This is a genomic window from Priestia sp. MDV22-iso46 (genome assembly GCF_058629175.1).
Map to the genome: position 1 here is coordinate 1 of NZ_JBZVWT010000006.1, position 22,813 is coordinate 22,813.

Sequence of the window (22,813 nt, forward strand, 5' to 3'; positions counted from 1 at the left end):
GTGGCTGAAGAGGCGCCCCTGCTAAGGGTGTAGGTCGTGTAAGCGGCGCGAGGGTTCAAATCCCTCCTTCTCCGCCAGTCGTTTTAAATTTAAATATGGCCCGTTGGTCAAGCGGTTAAGACACCGCCCTTTCACGGCGGTAACACGGGTTCGAATCCCGTACGGGTCATCTCAAAAAGGTTTGCATATATGCAAACCTTTTTTATTTGCGCTTTTTTAAAGATTAAGTAAACAGAAATAATAGTTAGGAATAATTACCATGAATTTTCAGAATAAAAAGTAAGTTTTAAGCAGGATTTTCCCTATATCATATGGAATTATTCATAAAGTAATAAAGTATGAAGAGTATGGGATAAAGAGTAATTTAAAAGAACATTTATTCTATTATATTTGTAGAAAAGGTTTATGTTTTTACTGTAAAAGGGAATGAGTGGTAAGAAGCGTATATTATATGCGTATATTATGTTTGAAGTTAAAGGGGTGGCAAAAGTGAATCTAGCGGTTCAGCCTACTGAATTTGATGTTCATTTGTATCACGAAGGAAACTTATTTCGCAGTTACTCTATTTTCGGTGCGCATCAGGTAACGGTAGAAGGAATTGAAGGCGTACGATTTTGCGTGTGGGCACCTCATGCAAAGGGTGTAAGCGTTGTAGGTGATTTTAATAAATGGAACGGTTTTCAACATTCAATGGTTAAAGTTAATGAAGAAGGTATCTGGATGACATTTATCCCTGAATTAGAACAAGGGACTATTTATAAATATGAAATCATCACACAAAGCAATCAAAAAAAATTAAAAGCAGATCCATACGCTTTCTTCAGTGAAGTGCGTCCAAACACTGCGTCTATTGTTTACTCATTGGATGGCTACAAATGGAACGACCAATATTGGCGTAGAAAGAAAAAACAGCAAAATATATATGAAAGACCACTGTGTATTTACGAGCTGCATGCAGGGTCTTGGAGGACTCATGAAGATGGCAGCCTTTATACATACAGTGAATTAGCACAGGAGCTTATTCCTTATATTGCTGAACAAGGTTTTACACATATTGAGTTATTACCAGTCATTGAGCATCCGCTCGACCGATCCTGGGGATATCAAGGAATTGGATACTATTCTGCTACCAGTCGATACGGTACACCTAAAGAGTTGATGAACTTTATAGATGAGTGTCATCAAAACAATATAGGGGTTCTTTTAGACTGGGTACCCGGGCATTTTTGTAAGGATGAACATGGTCTGTATATGTTCGATGGAGAACCTACTTATGAATACAAACAAGAACCCGATCGTGAAAACTACGTTTGGGGAACAGCTAATTTCGATTTAGGAAAGCCTGAAGTACAAAGTTTTCTGATTTCGAACGCTTTGTTTTGGTTGGAGTACTTCCATATAGATGGATTTCGAGTAGATGCTGTAGCTAATATGCTTTATTGGCAAAATTCTTCTGGAAAAGCAGTGAATGATGGAGCTGTCAGCTTCTTGAAAAAGTTGAATGAAGCTGTTTTTGAATCTGATGAAACGATATTAATGATGGCAGAAGATTCAACGGACTGGCCGCTTGTTACAGCACCTACGTATGAGGGCGGTTTAGGCTTTAATTATAAGTGGAACATGGGATGGATGAATGACGTTTTAACATACATGGAAGCTGGCGTGGAAAGACGTCCCTATCTTCACGATAAAATGACCTTTTCACTAATGTATGCGTTTAACGAAAACTTTATTTTGCCGCTTTCTCATGATGAAGTCGTACATGGGAAAAAATCATTACTTAATAAAATGCCAGGTGATTACTGGCGCAAGTTTGCACAGCTTCGACTGCTATATGGATATTTCTTTGCACACCCTGGGAAAAAGCTTTTATTTATGGGCGGAGAGTTTGGGCAATTTGATGAGTGGAAAGATTTAGAGGAGTTGGATTGGATGCTTTATGACTTTGACATGCATCGCAATCTTAACGGATATATGAAAGATCTCATCAAGATTTATAAGAGAAGCAAGCCTTTATATGAATTAGACCATAATCCAGATGGATTTGAATGGATTGATGTTAACAACCATCATCAACAAATTTTCTCTTTTATTCGTAAGTCGAAAGAAAATCAGGAGATTTTTATAGTTGTTAGCAATTTTTCTGAGCATCCATATCATTCTTACAAAGTTGGAGTTCCAGTTGAGACAGAGTACATTGAAGTTATTAACAGTGATGACGAAGTGTACGGCGGTTCAGGCATTGTAAATAAAAAGGCATTAAAATCAGTGGGTGAATCGTTTCACGGCCAACCTTTTTGCATTGAAATGAATATTCCGCCGTTTGGCATTAGTATACTACGAGCAAAGAGAAAACGAGGGGAGAGAAAACAACATGTTAAAAAAGAAATGCGTAGCGATGTTATTGGCAGGAGGAAAAGGTAGTCGGCTAAGTTCACTTACAAAAAATCTAGCAAAGCCAGCTGTACCATTTGGTGGTAAGTATCGAATTATTGATTTTGCTTTAAGTAATTGTACAAATTCAGGTATTGAAACAGTAGGTGTGTTAACACAATACCAACCGCTAGTTCTCAATTCATACATTGGAATTGGAAGCGCTTGGGATTTGGACCGACGGAATGGTGGCGTCACGGTATTGCCTCCATACGCGGAGTCAGATGGAGTAAAGTGGTATAAAGGGACGGCTAGTGCTATTTATGAAAATTTAAACTATTTAACACAATATGATCCTGAGTACGTACTGATTCTATCAGGTGATCACATTTATAAAATGAACTATGAAAATATGCTTGATTATCATATAAACAAAGAAGCAGACGTAACGATTTCTGTTATTGAAGTACCTTGGGAGGAAGCGAGCCGTTTTGGTATTTTAAATACAAATAGTGACCTAGACGTAATGGAGTTCGATGAAAAGCCTCAGCGTCCTAAAAACAATCTAGCTTCCATGGGGATTTATATTTTTAAATGGAGTATTTTAAAAGAATATTTAGAAATGGATGCACGCAATCCATATTCAAGCCATGATTTTGGTAAAGATGTTATTCCGCTTTTACTAGATGAAAAGAAAAAGCTAATTGCATACCCATTCCAAGGTTATTGGAAAGATGTGGGAACTGTAAAAAGCTTGTGGGAAGCGAATATGGATTTGTTATGTGATAAAGACGAGCTTAATTTATTTGACTCTTCATGGAAAGTATACTCTGTTAACCCTAATCAGCCTCCTCAATATATCGCGCCAAACGCCTGCGTGGTGGAGTCATTAGTAAATGAAGGGTGCGTTGTTGAAGGAAACGTAGAGCAGTCCGTGTTATTTCCAGGTGTACAAATCGGCTCAGGTTCTGAGATCAAGAAAACGGTTGTCATGCCTACTGCAAAGATAGGTTCTAACGTATATATTGAAAACGCAATTGTTCCATCGGACATTGAAGTTCCAGACGGTACTATTATTCGACCGACCAAAGGAAGCGAAGAAGTAATTCTTGTTACTCAAGAATTGATTGAATCAGTTGCTAAATGCATTTAACGAACAGAGAGGATGAACGACATTGAATAATCAAATGCTTGGTATTATTGATGCTTGTACAAACACAACAGCGCTGCAGCCTTTAACCTTTTATAGATCGATTGCTGCCATTCCTTTTGCAGGACGCTATCGATTAATCGATTTTACGCTTTCTAATATGGTGAACTCTGGAATTTCGAGCGTTGCCATTTTTCCTCGTGATCGCTATCGCGCATTGATGGATCATATAGGTTCAGGAAAAGAGTGGGATTTGGATCGGAAGCGAGATGGATTGTTTATCTTCCCTCCTATGACAAGTGATTTACACTTAGAAAGTCCATCACTATTCACGCAGTTCCGTTATCATATTGATTATTTCTTAAGAAGTAAGCAGGAATACGTATTAATTGCGAATAGTTATACGATATGTACAGTTGACTTTGAGCACGTGCTGCAACGTCATATTGCTTCAAATGCAGATATTACTGAAATGAAGCAGAGTGATAAATCGCTTAATATGTATATTATTAATAAATCTATTCTAGTTAATATTTTGCAAAATGAATCCCATGATTTTTATACGATTAAAGAAATGGTTCGATATATGGCACAATCTCATCTTGTAGAAAAGTATGAGCACCATGGATATACGGCTGAGATTTCTAGCTTAGATGCCTACTATAAAACAAGTATGGAAATTTTATCTCCAGATGTTTGGAAGCAGCTATTTATCAACGAACGTCCTGTTTTCACTAAAGTAAAAGATGAACCGCCTACTCGTTACGCAAAAAAAGCGGTTGTGAAAAACTCAATGATCGCAAACGGGTGCGTGATTGAAGGGCATGTGGAAAATAGTATTATCTTCCGAGGTGTTAAAATTGGAAAAGGTACGGTCGTTAAGAATAGCATTGTGATGCAAAAAGGCGTTATTTTAGAAAATAGTGTATTAGAAAATGTTGTTTTAGACAAAGATGTGAAAATAGGAAGTAATGAAACGTTGCTAGGTGAGTCAGGTCTACCTAGAGTCATTGCTAAAGGAACAACTCAAGGAGCGTTGATGAAGTCGTGAATGTATTATTTGCTGTATCAGAATGTGTACCTTTTATTAAAACAGGAGGATTAGCAGACGTAGCTGGTGCCCTGCCTAAAGAATTAAAAAAGTTAGGAACGAACGTATGTGTAGTCATGCCAAAGTACGGAACGATTCCTCAACATTATCAAGATGAAATGGTGCTTGAAAAAGTTATTCATGTGCAGGTTGGGTGGAGAAGACAGTACTGCGGAATTGAATCGTTAACGATGGATGGCGTTAAATATATTTTCATTGATAATGAATATTATTTTAAAAGAGATAGCTTATATGGGCACTACGATGACGCTGAACGATTTGCTTTTTTCAGCAGAGCCGTGCTTGAAGCTATCCCATTTTTAGAGAATGAGCCTGATATTATTCATTGTCACGACTGGCATACGGCTATGATTCCATTTTTACTTCGTGCTAATTATGATATGTATGATCATATTCAGACGGTCTTTACGATTCATAACTTGCAATTCCAAGGAATTTTCCCTAAGAGCAATTTATATGAGTTATTAAATTTAAATGATTATTATTTTACTACAAGCCAGCTCGAGTTTTATGGGAATATTAATTTTATGAAAGCTGCGCTTGTATCAGCTGATAAAATTACCACGGTAAGTCCTACATATCGAGATGAAATTCAAATGCCATATTACGGAGAAAGTTTAGATGGATTATTGCGTCAGCGAAATCAAGATTTAATTGGGATTGTAAATGGAATCGATGAAGAAGCTTATAGCCCAGACGCAGATCAGCTTATATCTTATCCTTATTCGGTAGAAGAGATTGAAGGAAAATATAAAAATAAAAAAGAGCTCCAGCGCTATCTTGAATTAGAAGAAAATAAGGATGTTCCAATTATTTCGATGGTTACAAGGTTAACTCAGCAGAAGGGGCTGGATTTAGTTAAGCACGTTTTCCATGAGACGGTTAACTTAGGAGCCCAAATTGTTATTTTAGGAACTGGAGAACACGAGTTTGAGCAGTTTTTCCGTGAGATGGAAGATACGTACCCCCAACAAGTAAAAGCCATTATTGGTTTTAATGAGGAACTTGCTCATAAAGTTTATGCCGGTACGGATTTGTTTTTAATGCCTTCCCGTTTTGAGCCTTGCGGACTCGGACAATTAATAGCCTTAAAATATGGAACCATTCCAGTCGTGCGTGAAACGGGCGGCCTGAATGACACGGTCAAAGCTTATAATGAATATAGGGGAGAGGGAAATGGCTTCTCTTTTAAGAATTATAATGCTCACGACATGCTTCATACGTTAGAAAGAGCTGTTTCATTTTATCACCAGAAAGATGTATGGAAAAAATTAATGATGGATGCTATGAGTCAGGATTATAGCTGGGGACAATCGGCATTTAAATATAATCAATTGTATTCAAATTTGACATCTACTCCATCGTGAAAGGGTGAGCAGATTGTTCTCTGATAAAAAAAGCTTTCAAGAGGCTTTTTTAAAAAAGCTGGAAATGACATATGGAAAGAGCTTTAAAGAATCTACTGTTCAAGATCACTATCATACATTAGGCAATATGGTGCGAGAGTATATTAGCAGCGATTGGATTTCAACCAATGAAATTCATAGGTCTTCACATACAAAGCAAGTGTATTATCTTTCTATCGAATTTTTATTAGGCAGACTATTGGGTCAAAATCTGTTGAACTTAGGAATTCGGGAAGTTGTAAAAGAAGGATTAAGTGATCTGAATATTTCACTTGAAAATATTGAGGAAATAGAAGTAGACGCAGGATTAGGGAACGGTGGATTAGGCAGGCTTGCTGCTTGTTTTTTAGATTCTCTTGCTTCACTTAATCTTCCAGGCCACGGTTATGGAATTCGCTATAAACACGGTTTGTTTGATCAAAAGATTGTAAACGGCTTTCAAATTGAGCTCCCAGAACAGTGGTTAAGGCATGGGAATTCATGGGAAGTACGCAAATTAGATCAAGCCATAGAAGTGAACTTTTGGGGCGAAGTTGAAATGGTACAGGAAGACGGAAAATTCTCTTTTCGTCATGTAAAAGGAGAACCCGTCTCTGCTGTTCCTTATGACATCCCGGTTATCGGGTATAAAACAGATACTGTGAATACACTTCGCCTTTGGAATGCGGAGCCTTCATCATTTCCAGTACATAAAGATGTGATGGAGTATAAGCGTCAAACAGAGGCTGTATCAGAATTTTTATATCCGGATGATACACATGAAGATGGTAAAATATTAAGATTGAAACAGCAATATTTTCTTGTGTCAGCTAGCTTACAAAGTATTATCAGAGCACATCGAAATACCTATCAAACACTTACAAACTTTCACGAAAAAGTAGCCATTCATATTAACGATACGCATCCTGTACTTGCGATTCCTGAGCTAATGAGAATTTTACTGGATGAAGAAAAAATGGAATGGGAAGATGCATGGCATATTACGTCCAATACCATATCATACACAAATCATACGACCCTTTCTGAAGCCCTTGAGAAATGGCCGATTGATTTATTTCAACCCTTGCTTCCACGCGTGTATATGATTATTGAAGAAATTAATGAGCGTTTTTGTAAAGAATTATGGGAATCATATCCAGGTGACTGGCAGCGAATTGAAAATATGGCTATTTTAGCGCACGGGTTAGTAAAGATGGCTCATTTAGCAATTGTGGGAAGTTATAAAATAAACGGCGTGGCAAAGATTCATACTGATATTTTAAAAGAACGAGAAATGAAAGATTTTTATCAGTTTTATCCTGCTAAATTTAACAATAAAACGAATGGAATTACCCACCGGCGCTGGTTGTTAAAAGCTAACCCGCAGCTTTCCTCCCTTATTACCGAGGTGATAGGAGATAAATGGATTAAACAGCCGCATTCTCTTATAAAGCTCCAAGAGTATGTGAAAGATCCAAGCTTTTTACAAGGACTAAAAACAGTAAAACAACAGCGTAAAAAGCTGCTTGCGGATATTATTCAAGAGCAAACGGGAATTAAAATAGATTCTAATTCTATTTTTGATGTACAGGTTAAAAGGCTTCATGCTTATAAAAGACAGCTTTTAAATGTGCTGCACATTATGTATTTGTACAATCGATTAAAAGAAGACCCTAATTTTCAAATCGTTCCTCGTACATTTATTTTTGGTGCAAAAGCTTCTCCCGGCTATTATTATGCAAAAAAAGTCATCAAGCTAATTAATTCTGTAGCTGATGTTGTCAATCATGATCCACAAACATCACCGTTCTTAAAAGTCGTTTTTTTAGAAAACTATCGAGTGTCACTTGCTGAGTATATCTTTCCTGCAGCGGATGTCAGTGAACAGATTTCAACCGCCAGCAAAGAAGCTTCGGGAACGGGAAATATGAAATTCATGATGAACGGAGCGTTAACTCTTGGCACCATGGACGGAGCGAACGTCGAAATTAGCGAGGCAGTAGGAAAAGATAATGTCTTTATTTTTGGATTAAAAGCCGAAGAAGTGTTGAGCTATCAGCAAAATGGAGGATACCGTGCCTATGATTATTACCATCATGATAAGCGGATTCGACAAGTGCTCGAGCGGCTTACAAACGGCTTCCTGCCTGACACATATGACTTATTCGAGCCTATATATGATTCATTATTAATGCAAAATGATGAATACTATGTGCTCCGTGACTTTGACTCATACGTTACGGCACAGCAAAAAGTAAACGAAGCTTATAGAAATGAAAATAAATGGCTTCAAATGAGTGCGACGAACATTGCACATTCCGGCTTTTTTTCGAGTGATCGAACGATTGAGGAATATGCATCTGATATTTGGGGAATTCACTCCACTAAAAATTTATTAAATCAATAAATAAAAAAGGTGTAGTCAAAGACTACACCTTTTTTATTTTATCTGTTGTCACCGTTTAAGAAATCACCTAAAGAACCAAGGATACTGCCTTCACCTTTACCTCCCGTTGGCGAAACTGCACTTGATAAAACGCGATCGGCTAGTCGGCTAAAAGGAAGAGATTGAATCCAAACTGTTCCCGGTCCTGACAGAGTAGCAAAAAACATGCCTTCTCCTCCAAACAGAGCTGTTTTAATTTTCCCTACATATTCGATGTTGTAGTTTACATCACGGGTCATGGCCACTAAACATCCAGTATCCACACGAAGGCGTTCACCCGGCTGCAGCTGTCTTTTATGAATGGTGCCGCCTGCATGCAAAAATGCCAAGCCATTACCTTCTAATTTTTGCATAATAAAACCTTCACCGCCAAAGAAGCCCGTTCCTAGTTTTTTTTGAAAATCAATACCAACGGATACGCCTTTGGCAGCGCATAAAAAGGAGCTTTTTTGACAAATGATTTTATGATCGAGCTGCTCTAAATCGACAGGAATAATCTTACCTGGAAATGGTGAAGCAAAAGATACTTTTCGTTTGTGATATCCGTTATTTGTATATACCGTCATAAATAAACTTTCACCAGTTAATACGCGTTTCCCAGCTCCTTTTAGTTTATTAAAAAGCCCGCTGCTGTTGGAGGAAGAACCGTCACCAAAAATGGTTTCCATCTCAATATCATCTTCCATCATCATCATTCCTCCAGCTTCTGCTATAACACTTTCTGAAGGATCTAATTCAATTTCAACAAACTGCATGTCATCTCCATACAATTTATAATCAATTTCATGTGCATTCATCATTTTCACCTCATTATTAATTCTAATCTCCTATTCATTCGATATCATCTCCCATTGCTCCTACTAAAAATAGAAAAAAGAGTAGTATGAAGAACTACTCCTTTTCAGTGTATGGATCTTTCTCATAGGCCGGTAAATCTCCAAATATGGTCATCGTACCTTCTTCATCCAGTGCATTTTCGTATCGCTCATGCTCTTTTGAAGGGTAAATAGGAAGAGGCTGTCCATATAAATCGGTAGCGGCAAAGTTTTCATAATCTTCAACGTACCCGATGGCTTCATCTGCCTCAATATAGGTTTCACTATAGTTAGACGTATCTTCTATAAAATCAGAAGGAGATTCAGACGTCCCGTAACGCGCAACGTCTTGCCAAGAATCTTCTGCGTCATATCCTGTCGTTTCGGTATCGTCATAGTCGTATTGACCAAATGGGTGATGGAGAACATTTTCTTCTACAGGTCTGTGCTTTGGAATATCCTGTGATGGGCTATGTTCTCTACAGTATAAAGTAGTCGGTACAGCCTGAAGTCTTTCAAACGAGATATCTGCTCCACATACTTTGCATGTTCCATACGTGCTGTGAGCGATTGCCTGAAGTGCTTCTTCTATTTCATGTAGCTCTTGTTTTGCATGTTCATTTAGTGCAAGGTCTTTTTCACGCTCGTATGTTTCCGTGGCTGTGTCACCAGGGTGGTTATCGTAGCTTGAAAGTTCTCCTACAGCATCGTGAGCGTCGCTTCGAGTTAGACCAAAATGATCATTTTGGTCAAAGTGCGATTGAATATCAGCCTGCTGCTGCTGTAAATTTTGTTTTAACTGACTGATTTCTTGTTTTGAAAGTGTCATGAAGCTCCCCCTTAAAAATTTATTGTGCTTTTGTAGTATGTGTTAAAAATTCAAAAAAACACGATTCATATTAGGAGTATTTGGGGTATTCATGAAGCTAAGAGAGAAAAGGAGTGGAAAATTAAAGAAAGTTAAAGGTTATAGAAAAGGGTATGATAAAAATAACGTTCTCGAGGTTTAAGGAGTACTAAATAGATCATAAAGATTTTTGATTCATTTAATAAAAACGCATAATTTAGACAAGCGAAATTAATTTTTTCTGGCGAATCGCGATGCTAGATTTTTTTGAACTGAAAGTTTATAATAAGTTAGTTACAGACTTAAGAAAAAAGATGAACGGGGGGACGTAGTGTGATTGCAACGACCGAACAGTTAGTACAAGAATACATTAAAGATGCGATTGAGTGTGCAAAAAATGAAAATCAGCCAAAATTGGTCAGTTTAGTGAAAAAAGTAAGACCTATTGACCCCCTTATTTTTTATGCGAACGGACATGACCAGTTTTATAAAGAACGCTTTTTTTGGAAAGATCCCAACAGTTATTATACATTTGTTGGATTAGGATATGCGCATACTATTTGCACCAATGCGGCAAAAGAACGTTATTTCCACATTGAAAATGAATGGAAGCGCTTTATAAAAGAAGACCTTTATAAAAATAACCAAATTTTCCCGGATGGGACAGGTCCTCTTTTATTTGGAGGATTTTCATTTGACCCAAATCAGTATCGAGAAAACTATTGGAGTGATTTCCCGAGTTCAAAATTTATGATTCCAACTGTGTTATATACTCAGGTAGACAAAGAAGGATACCTTACCGTTAATATGATGGTTAAAGGACAAGATTCTGTTAAAAAGCACATCAATTATTTCGAAGAGGTCCAAAAGCTTGTTCTTTGTGAAGAGTACGACGGGGAATCTCATATTTCACCTTTGCTGTTGGAAAAAGAGGAAATTGGGGTAGAGAAATTTAAAGGAAATGTTGAAAGAGCTACTACTTTAATTAAGCAACAGGCTATAGAGAAAGTGGTTCTTGCTCGTCAATTAAAAGTAAAATTTAATGAAGATATTTCTACTGAATACGTGCTTCAGCGTCTGTTAAAGGAACAGCCAACTAGCTACACATATATTTTAGAGGGAGAGCATCAGCATTTTATCGGTGCTTCCCCAGAAAGGCTAGTGCAAAAACAAGGAGATTATGTGTTTTCCACTTGTTTAGCGGGTTCGATTCCAAGAGGAAAGACAAGGCAGGAAGATCACGAACTAGGTGAGGAATTGCTTCAAGATCCCAAGAACTTAATTGAACACGATGTTGTTGTTCATATGATTAAAGAAGCGATGAATTCTTATTGTTATGAAGTAGAAATTCCAAGTACGCCAAGTTTATATAAAACAAAGCATATTCAACATTTGTATACACCTGTTAAAGGGCGTATAAAGGAAGATGTAACGCTATTTTCATTTATTCAAAAGCTCCATCCAACACCAGCGCTAGGAGGATATCCTCAACAGGAGGCCTTGCCTATTATTCGACAGCTAGAATCCTTTGACCGAGGGTGGTATGCAGCTCCTTTAGGGTGGATGGATATCAACGGAAACGGTGAATTTATAGTAGGAATCCGCTCCGCTGTTATTCAGCAGAAAGAAGCCGTTTTATTTGCGGGCTGTGGAATTGTAGCAGATTCTACGCCTGAAAGTGAATATGAAGAAACAAGAATTAAATTCAACCCGATGCTTTCAGCTTTAGGAGGGATTATGCGTGGAACACATTAAATCATTAACAACGTATATTGCGTCATTCGTGGATGAATTAGTAGAAGCAAATGTTGAAGAAGTAGTGGTCAGTCCAGGGTCACGTTCAACGCCTATTGCGATGCTCATGGCTGAACACCCTGATATTCATGTGCACTTAAATATTGATGAACGTTCCGCCGGCTTTTTTGCTCTAGGAATAGCAAAAGCAAAGAAAAAACCAGTGGTGCTTGTATGTACATCTGGAACAGCTGCAGCGAATTATTATCCTGCAGTAATTGAAGCTCACTACTCACGCATTCCTTTAGTAGTTATCACAGCGGATCGGCCGCATGAGTTAAGGGATATAGGTGCCCCGCAGGCCATTAATCAGAATCATCTTTTCGGTCAATATGCGAAGTGGTTTGTAGATACAGCTTTACCAGAAGAAAGTGCAGATATGAATCGTTATATTCGAACAGTAGCTTCAAGGGCTGTTCATACAGCTCAAGCTATACCGAGCGGTCCTGTACACATTAACGTACCTTTACGTGAACCGATTGTACCAGATTTGTCTATTGAACATTTATGGAGTCAAGGGAAACGCGGTAAATCATATGTGGCTGCTATTCATGGAGAAGCATCTCTATCTGAAAAAGGATTCGAAGAAATTGCGAAGCGCTTAAAGGGAACAACAAAAGGACTTATTATATGCGGAGACCAAATGTCTTTAAAAGCAGTAGACAGCGTATGCCGTTTAGCTGAATCTTTAAGCTTTCCGGTCCTTGCAGATCCGTTATCACAATTAAGAAGCGGCAAGCATTCAAAAGAAAATGTAATAGAGACATATGATACATTTTTAAAAAGTGATAAGGTTGATGAGCGTTTTCACCCGGAAGTTGTCATTCGTTTTGGCGCGATGCCGGTATCGAAACCGCTATTGCAATTTTTGAAAGCACACGAGCCGACAGAAATGTTTGTAGTTGACCAAGGTAAAGGCTGGAGAGATCCTACTTTGCGTTCAACAGTGATGATTGAAGCCGATGATACATTATTTTGTGAAGAACTGATCAAGCGTCTTTCAGCGAATCAAGAGGAGTCTACTTCATGGCTGAGGCTGTGGAAAAAGATTAATGCTCAAACTGCACAGGCTTTGAGAACATTAACTTCTGGCCAGGAATGGTTCGAAGGACAAGTAGTTCAAGAAATTGTTGATGTAGTACCTGAAGGCACGGCTTTGTTTGCTGGAAATTCAATGCCTGTTCGAGATATTGATTCTTTCTTCTTAAATACGGAAAAAGATATTCCACTCTTTGTAAATCGGGGAGCAAATGGAATTGATGGTGTAGTTTCGTCTGCTCTAGGCGTAAGCACGGCTTACGATCACACCGTTTTATTTATTGGTGACCTATCGTTTTATCACGATTTAAATGGTCTGCTGGCAGCTAAAATGCATAATTTAAATTTAACCGTTGTGCTAGTTAACAATGACGGCGGAGGAATTTTTTCATTTTTACCGCAGTCAAAACAAGAAAAGCACTTTGAATTTTTATTTGGTACGCCAACTGGATTAAATTTTGAGCATGCCACGCGTTTGTATGATGGCACATTTTCTTCAGCAAGCAGCTGGGAAGAATTTCGACATGCAATGAACCATGCTTTCGTAAAAGGCGGGTTGCATGTTGTAGAGATTCGTACAACTCGTACAGAAAATGTAGAGACTCATCGCAGTTTGTGGAAACTTGTTTCCGGGGAAATAAATTTGTCAAACGGTGAGGAATAAGCAATGATGTATCAATTAAATGGTGTATCTTACTATGTGCACACCGAGGGAAAAGGAGAGCCGCTGCTTTTGCTTCACGGCTTTACCGGTTCTTCTCAAACTTGGCGTACCTTTATGAAGAAATTCGTTAAAGACTATCAGGTGATTGCTGTTGATATTATTGGTCATGGCCAATCAGCAGCTCCGAAAGAAATCAAACCATATTCAATGGAAGCAGTCGTTGAAGCACTGCATGAGCTTCTTCAACAGCTATCTCTATCACAGGTGAATGTAATTGGATATTCGATGGGAGGAAGGCTTGCTCTTTCATTTGCTCAGCGATATCCACACCTTGTGAAAAAGTTGGTATTAGAAAGCGCATCGCCTGGTTTAAAAACGCGAGAAGAACAAAAGCTAAGAAAAGAAAAAGATGAACAGCTGGCGAGCCGCATTATGAAAAATGGGATTGAAGAATTTGTGAACTTTTGGGAGAAAATCCCTCTTTTTAGTTCTCAAAAGCAATTGCCTAGCCATGTTCAAGAAGCGGTGCGTAAAGAAAGACTTTCGCATACAGAAACCGGCCTTTCCAACAGTTTGAAAGGAATGGGAACAGGAGTCCAGCCATCACTTTGGGAGAAGCTGGACAATCTGTTGATGCCGGTTTTGCTTATTACAGGAGAAGTAGATCAAAAGTTTTGTTTAATTTCCAAAGAAATGCAAACATTAATACCAAATGCTACTTCTAGAATTATTTTAGGGACAGGCCATGCAATTCACGTGGAACAACCCGAGATTTTTGGTAGAATAGTAAGTGAGTTCTTAGCTACTACATAATTAGGAGGAAATAAAGATGACAGTTGAATGGACATCAGCACGTCAGTATGAAGACATTTTATACGAAACATATAACGGAATCGCTAAAATTACGATTAACCGTCCGGAAGTGCACAATGCATTCCGTCCAAAAACAGTAATGGAATTGATCGATGCATTTGCTTATGCTCGTGACGATGCAAGTATTGGAGTAATTGTATTAGCAGGTGCTGGAGATAAAGCATTTTGCTCAGGCGGAGACCAAAAAGTTCGCGGCCACGGCGGCTATGTAGGAGAAGATGAAATTCCACGTCTAAACGTTCTAGATTTACAGCGTTTAATTCGTGTAATTCCAAAGCCGGTTGTTGCGATGGTATCAGGCTATGCAATTGGTGGAGGCCACGTTCTTCACGTTGTATGTGACTTAACAATTGCAGCGGATAACGCAGTCTTTGGACAAACAGGTCCTAAAGTTGGAAGCTTCGATGCAGGATATGGCTCTGGTTACTTAGCTCGCATCGTAGGTCATAAGAAAGCGCGTGAGATCTGGTTCTTATGCCGTCAGTACAACGCTCAAGAAGCACTAGACATGGGATTAGTAAACACGGTCGTTCCATTAGAACAGCTTGAAGCTGAAACAATTCAATGGTGTGAAGAGATGTTAGAAAAAAGTCCAACCGCTCTTCGTTTCTTAAAAGCAGCATTTAATGCTGATACGGATGGCTTAGCTGGTATCCAGCAATTTGCGGGTGACGCAACGCTTCTTTATTACACAACCGATGAGGCAAAAGAAGGTCGCGATGCATTTAAGGAAAAACGCAATCCAGACTTCCAACAGTTCCCACGTTTCCCTTAAACAGCTGAAACAGCTTGGTGATTATCATCAGGCTGTTTTTTCAATTTAATTTAGTTAATCAGTATAAAAAGGAGAGAAATTCATGAGTAGCCAAACGATTCCCAATGGGCTTATGCAAAGAGCATATTTGACGCCAAATCGAGTGGCGGTAGAAACACCGCAAACGTCTCTTACGTTTCAAGAGCTTCATAAACGTGTTCAAAAAGTAGCACAGCAGCTTTCGTTTAACGGTGTAAAGCAAGACGATACCATTGCTTTATACATGAAAAATAGAGTGGAGTTTATTGAGATTTTACATGCGGTTTCTTATATTGGCGCCCGGTTGCTGCTCGTCAACACGCGTTTGACAAACGAAGAAATTAATTATCAGCTAACAGATGCAAACGTGTCGTTGCTTATTGCGGATGAAACATTTTTAATGAGAGAATTCCAAAGTTCCATTACTCAGCTTACTTTACCTGCTTTAAAAAGTTCTCCAGAAGCAGAAACAGGTTTTCAAAAAACGTGGAATCTCGAGGAGACATTCACCATTATGTATACGTCTGGAACAACAGGTCATCCAAAAGGAGTGCTGCAGACATATGGAAATCACTGGTGGAGTTCCGTTGGCTCAGCGCTTAATTTAGGATTAAATGAAAAAGACTGCTGGCTTATAGCGGTTCCTTTGTTTCATATTAGCGGCTTATCTATTTTAATGCGGAGCGTCTTTTACGGAATGAAAATCATTTTAGAAGAACGGTTTGAAGCAAGAGCAGTAAATGAAGCGATTGAAAACAAAGGGGTAACGATTATTTCGGTTGTCACTTCCATGCTATCCAATATGCTCGATGAGTTAGGGGAACGGAAATATCCGCATACGTTTCGCTGCATGCTTTTAGGAGGAGGACCTGCACCGCTTACTATTTTAGAGGCTTGTGTGAATAAAGAAATTCCTGTTTATCAAACGTATGGAATGACAGAAACATCTTCACAGTTCGTTACCCTTTCACCTGAAGACAGTTTGCGAAAACTGGGATCAGCAGGTAAACCATTATTTCCATGTGCAATGAAAATTGTAGATGAAAAAGGAAATGAAACAAGCGAAGCAGGAGAAATCATTGTTAAAGGTCCAAATGTTACAAAAGGATATTTAAATAAACCTGAAGCTACTGAAAAAGCCCTTCAACAAGGCTGGTTCTATACAGGAGATATCGGGAAAGTGGATGAAGAAGGCTTCCTATATGTATTAGACAGACGTTCGGACCTCATTATTTCAGGTGGAGAAAATGTATATCCAGCTGAAATTGAAAATATTTTATTGAAGCACCCTGCTGTTAAAGAGGCTGGTGTAACGGGAGTAGCCGATGAAAAATGGGGACAAGTTCCGGCAGCATGCATCGTTATAAAAGAAGACGTTTCAGATGAAGAATTATCTTTACACATGCAACAATTTTTAGCGAAGTACAAACTTCCAAAGTATTTCGTTCGAGTAGAGGAGCTGCCGCGAACGGCTTCTAATAAAATCATACGCCGGAAGCTATCATCGTTCATACAGAAAGGTAGTTAATCGATGATTATAAAAAAAGTACATCTTTATAAAATTGACATGAAGCTTCTTTCTCCTTTTTCAACAAGCTATGGTACGGTGCAGGATCGAGAATTGATTTTGCTGGAAGTAGAAGATGAAAAAGGTTTTACAGGGTGGGGAGAGGTCGTTGCTTTTTCATCTCCTTGGTATACGGAAGAAACGATTCAGACGTGTTTTCATATGTTAGACGATTTTTTAATTCCTTCGCTTCTTCATCAGCAGCTTCAAAAACCAGAGGATGTTCAAAAGCTATTCAAACCTCTAAAGCGAAATAACATGGCTAAAGCAGCTTTGGACTGTGCTGTATGGGATTTGTATGCAAAGCGGCAAAATAAGCCGTTATCTGAAGTAATTGGCGGAGTAAGGCCTGCTGTAGAAGCTGGAGTGGTAGTTGGCTTAAATGACATTTCCGTAATGAAAGAACAAATAAAGACTTACATGAAAGATGGCTATAAGCGCTTTAAAGTGAAAATTAAGCCGGGTGCTGACTATGAGCTACTGAAACAAATTCGAGATGAATTTCCAAGCATTCCTCTTATGGCTGATGCCAATTCAGCCTATACGTTAAGCGATAGTGATTCATTGAAGAAACTAGATGAATTGAATTTAATGATGATCGAACAGCCGTTAAGTTCTGATGATATCCTTGATCATCGATTGTTACAAAAGCAAATGAAGACGCCGATTTGCTTAGATGAAAGTATTGTGAGCTATGAAGATGCACGTCATGCAATTGAACAAGAAAGCTGTAAGATTATCAATGTGAAAATCGGTCGAGTTGGCGGAATGTCCGTAGCAAAGCAAATTCATGATTTATGCGTCCAGCATGGTGTAAGACTTTGGGTTGGAGGAATGTTAGAAGCAGGGATTTCACGAGCTCATAATATCGCCCTTGCCACACTGCCTTCTTTCACGATACCAGGTGATATTTCTGCGTCGTCTCGCTATTGGGAAAAAGATATTATTAAGCCCGAAGTAGAGGTAGAAGCCGGAGTAATAAAGGTGAAGGGAAAACCGGGGATAGGATACGATATTGATAAAAAGTTTATCAAAACAATCACAGCATTTGAAAAAGAATACAAATAATTAAAAACCGTTTTTTTATGAAAAACGGTTTTTTTTATTGAGGTTGTCAATGTTTAGTAGAAAAATAGGACAAATTTTTTAAAAAGAGCACATTGTTCCATCAAGCGTGTCAAAACATGTTATGATGGAATAGTTTGATGAAAAAGGTCGAAGAGTTTTATCGTAAAAAACAAAATTATTTTTGAAAATAGGTTGATAGTTTTCTAAGTTGTCCTATATAATGTGTTTATAACATAACACAATATGTTGTTTTGAAATCCATAATAAAATACTATATTTTGTGTTTTCCAGTGAAAAAGGTGTCTGATAAAAAGACTTAAAAGGGAATTTGGTGAAAGTCCAAAGCTGTCCCCGCAACTGTGAATGCTGATGAAATAAGGAGATCCACTGTGAGTAAACATCATGGGAAGGCCTTAAAGTAAAAAGAAGCATAAGTCAGGAGACCTGCCTTTTTTATGTCGTTTTATCTTCTTCGGGAGGTGAGAGGGTAGAGCGAGGATTGAGAAAAGACTTAGTGTCTTCTTCTATCTTCGTTCTATTCGCTCACCGAGGTACGGTGAGCGATTTTTTATTTTGAAGTGAAGAGAGGAGCCATATTTATGGTGAATACATTAAAGCCTACAATTCTACATGAATTAACTGCATATATTGAACGTTTAAAAAAAGAATTTACGCAGCTTGATTTTTCTTTGTATGAGGAAAAGGTTATTCAAACTGTTACAGTAAAGGAAAATATGACGGACGAAAAGGTTGCAAACGTACTAATTTTGGCAGCCTTAGAGCGTATTTCAATGGAAGAACCCGATTGGACGTACGTAGCGGCAGACGTCTACTTAAACGAACTATATCGAAAAGCAGCGGACAACCGAGGTTACGATAAAAAAGAGAAGTACGGTTCGTTTTATCAGCTTATTCAAAAACTAACAAAAATCGGCATTTATAATAAGCAGCTATTAAAAACATATACAGAAGAAGAAATTAATGAAATTGCTTCAGTCATTATTCCTGAACGCGATCGTTTATTTACATACATTGGATTGTTGACATTAGCAGATCGCTATTTAGCGACATCACATGATAAGCGCGTATACGAATTACCGCAAGAACGTTTTCTTATCATTGCTATGACGCTGATGTCTCAAGAAAAGAAAGAAAATCGAACAGCATTAGTAAAAGAAGCGTACTGGGCGCTTTCTAGTCTATATATGACGGTTGCCACACCAACACTTTCAAACGCAGGAAAGAGCTACGGACAGCTATCTAGCTGCTTTATTGATACGATTGATGACAGCTTACGCGGTATTTATGATAGCAATACAGATTTGGCCACGCTTAGTAAAAATGGAGGCGGAATTGGTGTCTACCTCGGTCATATTAGAAGCCGAGGAAGTGATATAAAAGGTTTTAAAGGCGTATCATCAGGAACAATTCCATGGATGAAACAGCTAAATAATACGGCTGTAAGTGTCGATCAGCTAGGTCAACGACAAGGAGCTATTGCCGTATATTTAGACGTATGGCACAAAGACATCTTTTCATTCTTAGACGCGCGTTTGAACAATGGTGACGAACGTCAGCGCACGCATGATTTATTCACTGGCGTATGTTTGCCAGATTTGTTTATGGAAAAAGTAGAGGCACGTGAAGACTGGCACTTATTCGATCCTCACGAAGTTCGTACGCTGATGGGCTACTCGTTAGAAGATTTTTATGATGAAGAAGAAGGCAGCGGTTCGTTCCGCACTCGTTACGCTGAGTGTGTAAATAATGAACAGCTTTCAAGAGAAACAGTACCTGCTATTGAAATCTTCAAGCGCATTATGCTTTCGCAGCTTGAAACCGGAACGCCTTATATGTTCTATCGTGATACGGTTAACCGAGCTAATCAAAACCGCCACGAGGGCATAATCTACTGCAGCAACTTATGTACAGAAATTACGCAAAACCAAAGCACAACGGTCGTAACAGAGGAAATTACGGAAGACGGAAAAATTATTATTACAAAGAATCCGGGCGATTTTGTTGTATGTAATCTTTCTTCTATCAACTTAGCGAGAGCCGTAACTGAAGATGTGCTTGAACGTTTAATTCCAATTCAAGTACGCATGCTTGATAACGTTATTGAGTTAAATGATTTGCCGGTACTTCAAGCAAAACTAACAAACCAAAAGTACCGCGCAGTAGGGCTTGGCACATTTGGTTGGAACCATTTGCTTGCCTTAAAGAAAATAGCATGGGAAACAGATGAAGCGGTAGCATATTGCGATGAATTATATGAGCAAATTGCTTACTTAACCGTACAGGCAAGCATGAACTTAGCTAAAGAAAAAGGTGCATATCCATTATTTAAAGGCTCAGATTTTGAGTCAGGCGCTTATTTTGAAACACGTAAATACACAAGCGAAGCGTGGAGTGAACTGCGTAACGAAGTTCAAAGCAATGGGATAAGAAATGGCTACTTAATGGCTGTAGCACCTAATTCATCAACATCTATTATCGCGGGTTCTACTGCAAGTATTGATCCGATTTTCCGTAAGTTTTATTCAGAGGAAAAGAAAAACTATAAAATCCCGGTGACGGCACCAGATTTATCACCAGCAACAAACTGGTATTATAAGTCCGTTTATTTAATTGATCAGCACTGGAGCATTAAGCAAAACGCCAAGCGACAGCGCCATATTGATCAATCCATTTCATTCAACTTATATGTGCAAAATGATATCCGAGCAAAAGAGCTGCTGGATCTTCATATGACGGCATGGAAAGAAAAGTTAAAAACGACCTACTACGTACGTTCAACATCAAGTGAAGTCATTGAAGAATGTGAAAGCTGTCATAGTTAAAAGGAGTGAATAATTGATGACAAGCATGTTAAAACGAGAATTAATGAACGAAACAGCTCCGAACCGTTCGACAGGAATCATTAACGGCAAGAGCTCAAATATTCTAAACTGGGATGACGTCCGATTTTCATGGGCGTTCCCTAAATACAAACGTATGCTAGCTAACTTCTGGACGCCGTTTGAAATTAATATGGGTCAAGATATTAAGCAGTTCCCTCAGTTAACGGCTGACGAACAAGAGAGCTTTTTAAAAATTATTGGCTTGCTGGCGCTACTGGACAGTATTCAATCAGATTATGCTAGCAAAGTAGCTGACTATGTAACCGATTCTTCGATTAATGCTCTAATGATTATTTTAGCGCAGCAAGAAGTGGTTCATAATCATTCGTATTCATATGTTTTATCAAGTCTTGTACCAAAAGGAAAACAAGATGAAGTATTTGAATACTGGCGCACAGACGAAAAGCTTCGCGCTCGAAATGACTTTATTACAAACGGATATAAAGCATTTAGCGAAGAAGCAACGGTTGAAAACTTTTTGAAGTCTATGGTATATGATGTTATTTTAGAAGGCCTTTTCTTCTATAGCGGATTTGCTTTCTTCTATAATCTTGCGAGAAATCAAAAGATGGTGGCGACATCTACGATGATTAACTATATCAATCGTGATGAACAGCTTCACGTTGGGTTATTTGAAAAGATTTTCAAGGAAGTACTAAATGAAAATCCAGCTTATCGTACGGAGGAGCTAGAAACGTTTGTAGTTGAAACGTTCCAAGAGGCAGCTCGTCTTGAAATTGAATGGGCGGAATCTGTTATCGGAGAAAAATTCGACGGCATCACGATGAAAGAACTGCAGCAGTATATTGAATACATGGCTAATAAACGCTGTAATCAGTTAGGCTTCGGTCGAGCTGCTTTCCCAGAAGCACCGATTGAAAATCCTCTTCGTTGGATTATTGCTTATCAAGAGGTAGATTTAGGGAAAACGGATTTCTTTGAACAGAAATCAAGACAATATACAAAAGCATCAGATGCGAATGGATTTGATGATCTATAAATACAAAAGCTGACTAATTTCCTTATTGATTAGTCAGCTTTTTTTAAGTGAATAAGTCCAAGTTCTAATGCACGTGTGGTAATTAAGTCATCAATTTCTTCTGGAATGTTTTCAAGTGTTCCCCATTTATATGTCCATAAATGAGTAAACGATTGTACATAGATTGGAAAGGTTTGTTCATTTGCTTTTATTGCTTCTTCTTTAAAAAAATGAATCAGTTGTTCAGTTTTCATATTAGTCTCCTTTTTTATGATCTTGAAGAGAGAAAAAAGACAACCCAGAGGCTGTCCTTTTGCGGGTTACGCTTCAGTTGGCTTGAACGTTTTACAGTCTGTTTCATAACTGCTTGCTGCATGTTTTCCGCTATGACTTACCACGTAAATTTCTTCTGCGCTGCAGTGATTTCCATTTTTCCAAAAGTGACAGTTATTTACTTCACAAAGAATGTTTTGTTCCAACGTTAACCCTCCTTTGTATGTGATAGCTATAGTATGGTCAAAATTCAACTAACTTATAAGAAAGGTGGTAGACTTTCATTTTAATTGAGAATTTTTATCAATTAAACATTGACAAAGAGAATCATTCTCAATTAAACTGTGTATATAGTAAAGAATACAAGTTGTTGTCAAATCATTAAATGAATAATTAATTGGGAGGGAACAAACATGTCATCAGTTATGGTTGTAGGAGGAGACAGGTTAAAGCATATTACAGATCGTTTAGCGGGAGAAGGATTTAATGAAGTAATTCATTTAGATGGCCGTAAAAGCAATATGGTGAAGCGAGAAATACCCGAACATATTGGGTTTGTATTAGTTATTACGGATTTTATTAATCACAATATGGCAAAAGTCATTAAAGAGAAAGCAAAAAAACAAAAAAAACCGATTTATTTCGTCAAACATTCATGGAGTGCTATTCGTAAAGTGATTGAGCAAATTTCATGATTTAATTTTTACTTATTATTGAGAATGAATTTCAATTAG

At 38.2% G+C, this 22,813-nt stretch carries 18 protein-coding genes, 1 tRNA gene and 1 riboswitch; of the genes, 15 read left to right on the plus strand and 4 right to left on the minus strand.

The genetic code is table 11. From position 1 onward, the window contains the following. The first annotated feature begins 97 nt into the window (after window positions 1-97). The 6 genes from AC4NPH_RS23480 to AC4NPH_RS23505 all read left to right on the plus strand — a co-directional run bounded on the left by AC4NPH_RS23480 (window position 98) and on the right by AC4NPH_RS23505 (window position 8,426). Window positions 98-169: transfer RNA gene (locus AC4NPH_RS23480), tRNA-Glu, on the plus strand. 293 nt (window positions 170-462) lie between these two features. After that, window positions 463-2,424 carry a 1,4-alpha-glucan branching protein GlgB gene (glgB, locus tag AC4NPH_RS23485; RefSeq protein ID WP_035438693.1) on the plus strand — a complete coding sequence of 654 codons (1,962 nt, stop codon included), beginning with the start codon at window positions 463-465 and terminating at the stop codon, window positions 2,422-2,424. Beyond that, a complete protein-coding gene (locus AC4NPH_RS23490) occupies window positions 2,375-3,526 on the plus strand; it encodes a glucose-1-phosphate adenylyltransferase (protein WP_013059573.1) in 1,152 nt (383 codons plus the stop codon). The genes glgB and AC4NPH_RS23490 overlap by 50 nt, the downstream gene beginning before the upstream one ends. A gap of 22 nt (window positions 3,527-3,548) precedes the next feature. Next, a complete protein-coding gene (locus AC4NPH_RS23495) occupies window positions 3,549-4,574 on the plus strand; it encodes a GlgC family sugar phosphate nucleotidyltransferase (RefSeq protein WP_053487795.1) in 1,026 nt (341 codons plus the stop codon). Then, window positions 4,571-6,001: a glycogen synthase GlgA gene (gene glgA / locus AC4NPH_RS23500; RefSeq protein WP_013059571.1), complete on the plus strand. Its 1,431-nt coding sequence runs from the start codon at window positions 4,571-4,573 to the stop codon at window positions 5,999-6,001. Before AC4NPH_RS23495 ends, glgA begins: the two co-directional genes overlap by 4 nt. A 13-nt stretch (window positions 6,002-6,014) precedes the next feature. Next, window positions 6,015-8,426: a glycogen/starch/alpha-glucan phosphorylase gene (locus AC4NPH_RS23505; RefSeq protein WP_491939024.1), complete on the plus strand. Its 2,412-nt coding sequence runs from the start codon at window positions 6,015-6,017 to the stop codon at window positions 8,424-8,426. 38 nt (window positions 8,427-8,464) lie between these two features. Here the strand turns inward: AC4NPH_RS23505 and AC4NPH_RS23510 are convergent, their stop codons facing one another. Both AC4NPH_RS23510 and AC4NPH_RS23515 read right to left on the minus strand, forming a co-directional pair. Then, complete coding sequence (locus tag AC4NPH_RS23510; protein ID WP_013059569.1) at window positions 8,465-9,262, minus strand: TIGR00266 family protein; 798 nt, start codon at window positions 9,260-9,262, stop codon at window positions 8,465-8,467. 94 nt (window positions 9,263-9,356) lie between these two features. Next, on the minus strand, window positions 9,357-10,109 hold the full coding sequence (locus AC4NPH_RS23515; protein WP_013059568.1) for a TraR/DksA C4-type zinc finger protein: 753 nt from the start codon (window positions 10,107-10,109) through the stop codon (window positions 9,357-9,359). A gap of 351 nt (window positions 10,110-10,460) precedes the next feature. Between AC4NPH_RS23515 and AC4NPH_RS23520 the strand changes: the two genes are divergently transcribed. From AC4NPH_RS23520 to AC4NPH_RS23555, 8 genes are all read left to right on the plus strand, one after another. Further along, entirely contained in the window at window positions 10,461-11,882 is a 1,422-nt protein-coding gene (locus AC4NPH_RS23520) for an isochorismate synthase (protein WP_098793898.1), read from the plus strand. Then, window positions 11,869-13,623 (plus strand): 2-succinyl-5-enolpyruvyl-6-hydroxy-3-cyclohexene-1-carboxylic-acid synthase, encoded by a 1,755-nt coding sequence (gene menD / locus AC4NPH_RS23525; protein WP_029319905.1) that lies wholly within the window; start codon window positions 11,869-11,871, stop codon window positions 13,621-13,623. The genes AC4NPH_RS23520 and menD overlap by 14 nt, the downstream gene beginning before the upstream one ends. Window positions 13,624-13,626: 3 nt before the next feature. Then, complete coding sequence (gene menH, locus AC4NPH_RS23530) at window positions 13,627-14,436, plus strand: 2-succinyl-6-hydroxy-2,4-cyclohexadiene-1-carboxylate synthase (RefSeq protein ID WP_013059565.1); 810 nt, start codon at window positions 13,627-13,629, stop codon at window positions 14,434-14,436. Between the two features lie 16 nt (window positions 14,437-14,452). Beyond that, window positions 14,453-15,271 (plus strand): 1,4-dihydroxy-2-naphthoyl-CoA synthase, encoded by an 819-nt coding sequence (menB, locus tag AC4NPH_RS23535; protein WP_013059564.1) that lies wholly within the window; start codon window positions 14,453-14,455, stop codon window positions 15,269-15,271. 82 nt (window positions 15,272-15,353) lie between these two features. Further along, window positions 15,354-16,817, plus strand: a complete 1,464-nt coding sequence (locus AC4NPH_RS23540) for an o-succinylbenzoate--CoA ligase (protein WP_053487792.1) — start codon at window positions 15,354-15,356, stop codon at window positions 16,815-16,817. A 3-nt stretch (window positions 16,818-16,820) separates the two neighbouring features. Next, the gene (menC, locus tag AC4NPH_RS23545; protein WP_013059562.1) at window positions 16,821-17,924 is read left to right on the plus strand and encodes an o-succinylbenzoate synthase; all 1,104 of its coding nucleotides are present in this window, start codon (window positions 16,821-16,823) and stop codon (window positions 17,922-17,924) included. Window positions 17,925-18,204: 280 nt separating this feature from the next. Next, a riboswitch (cobalamin riboswitch) is annotated at window positions 18,205-18,390 on the plus strand. A 133-nt stretch (window positions 18,391-18,523) separates the two neighbouring features. After that, window positions 18,524-20,767 (plus strand): ribonucleoside-diphosphate reductase subunit alpha, encoded by a 2,244-nt coding sequence (locus AC4NPH_RS23550; RefSeq protein ID WP_013059561.1) that lies wholly within the window; start codon window positions 18,524-18,526, stop codon window positions 20,765-20,767. A 16-nt stretch (window positions 20,768-20,783) separates the two neighbouring features. Beyond that, the gene (locus tag AC4NPH_RS23555) at window positions 20,784-21,827 is read left to right on the plus strand and encodes a ribonucleotide-diphosphate reductase subunit beta (protein ID WP_013059560.1); all 1,044 of its coding nucleotides are present in this window, start codon (window positions 20,784-20,786) and stop codon (window positions 21,825-21,827) included. A gap of 29 nt (window positions 21,828-21,856) precedes the next feature. Here AC4NPH_RS23555 and AC4NPH_RS23560 read toward each other — a convergent pair whose 3' ends face one another. Both AC4NPH_RS23560 and AC4NPH_RS23565 read right to left on the minus strand, forming a co-directional pair. After that, window positions 21,857-22,060 carry a hypothetical protein gene (locus tag AC4NPH_RS23560; protein WP_013059559.1) on the minus strand — a complete coding sequence of 68 codons (204 nt, stop codon included), beginning with the start codon at window positions 22,058-22,060 and terminating at the stop codon, window positions 21,857-21,859. 66 nt (window positions 22,061-22,126) lie between these two features. Then, window positions 22,127-22,285 (minus strand): DUF1540 domain-containing protein, encoded by a 159-nt coding sequence (locus AC4NPH_RS23565; RefSeq protein ID WP_013059558.1) that lies wholly within the window; start codon window positions 22,283-22,285, stop codon window positions 22,127-22,129. Window positions 22,286-22,492: 207 nt separating this feature from the next. On the opposite strand from AC4NPH_RS23565, the gene AC4NPH_RS23570 reads away from it, so the two are divergent. After that, on the plus strand, window positions 22,493-22,774 hold the full coding sequence (locus AC4NPH_RS23570) for a DUF2325 domain-containing protein (RefSeq protein WP_013059557.1): 282 nt from the start codon (window positions 22,493-22,495) through the stop codon (window positions 22,772-22,774). Window positions 22,775-22,813: the final 39 nt, after the last annotated feature.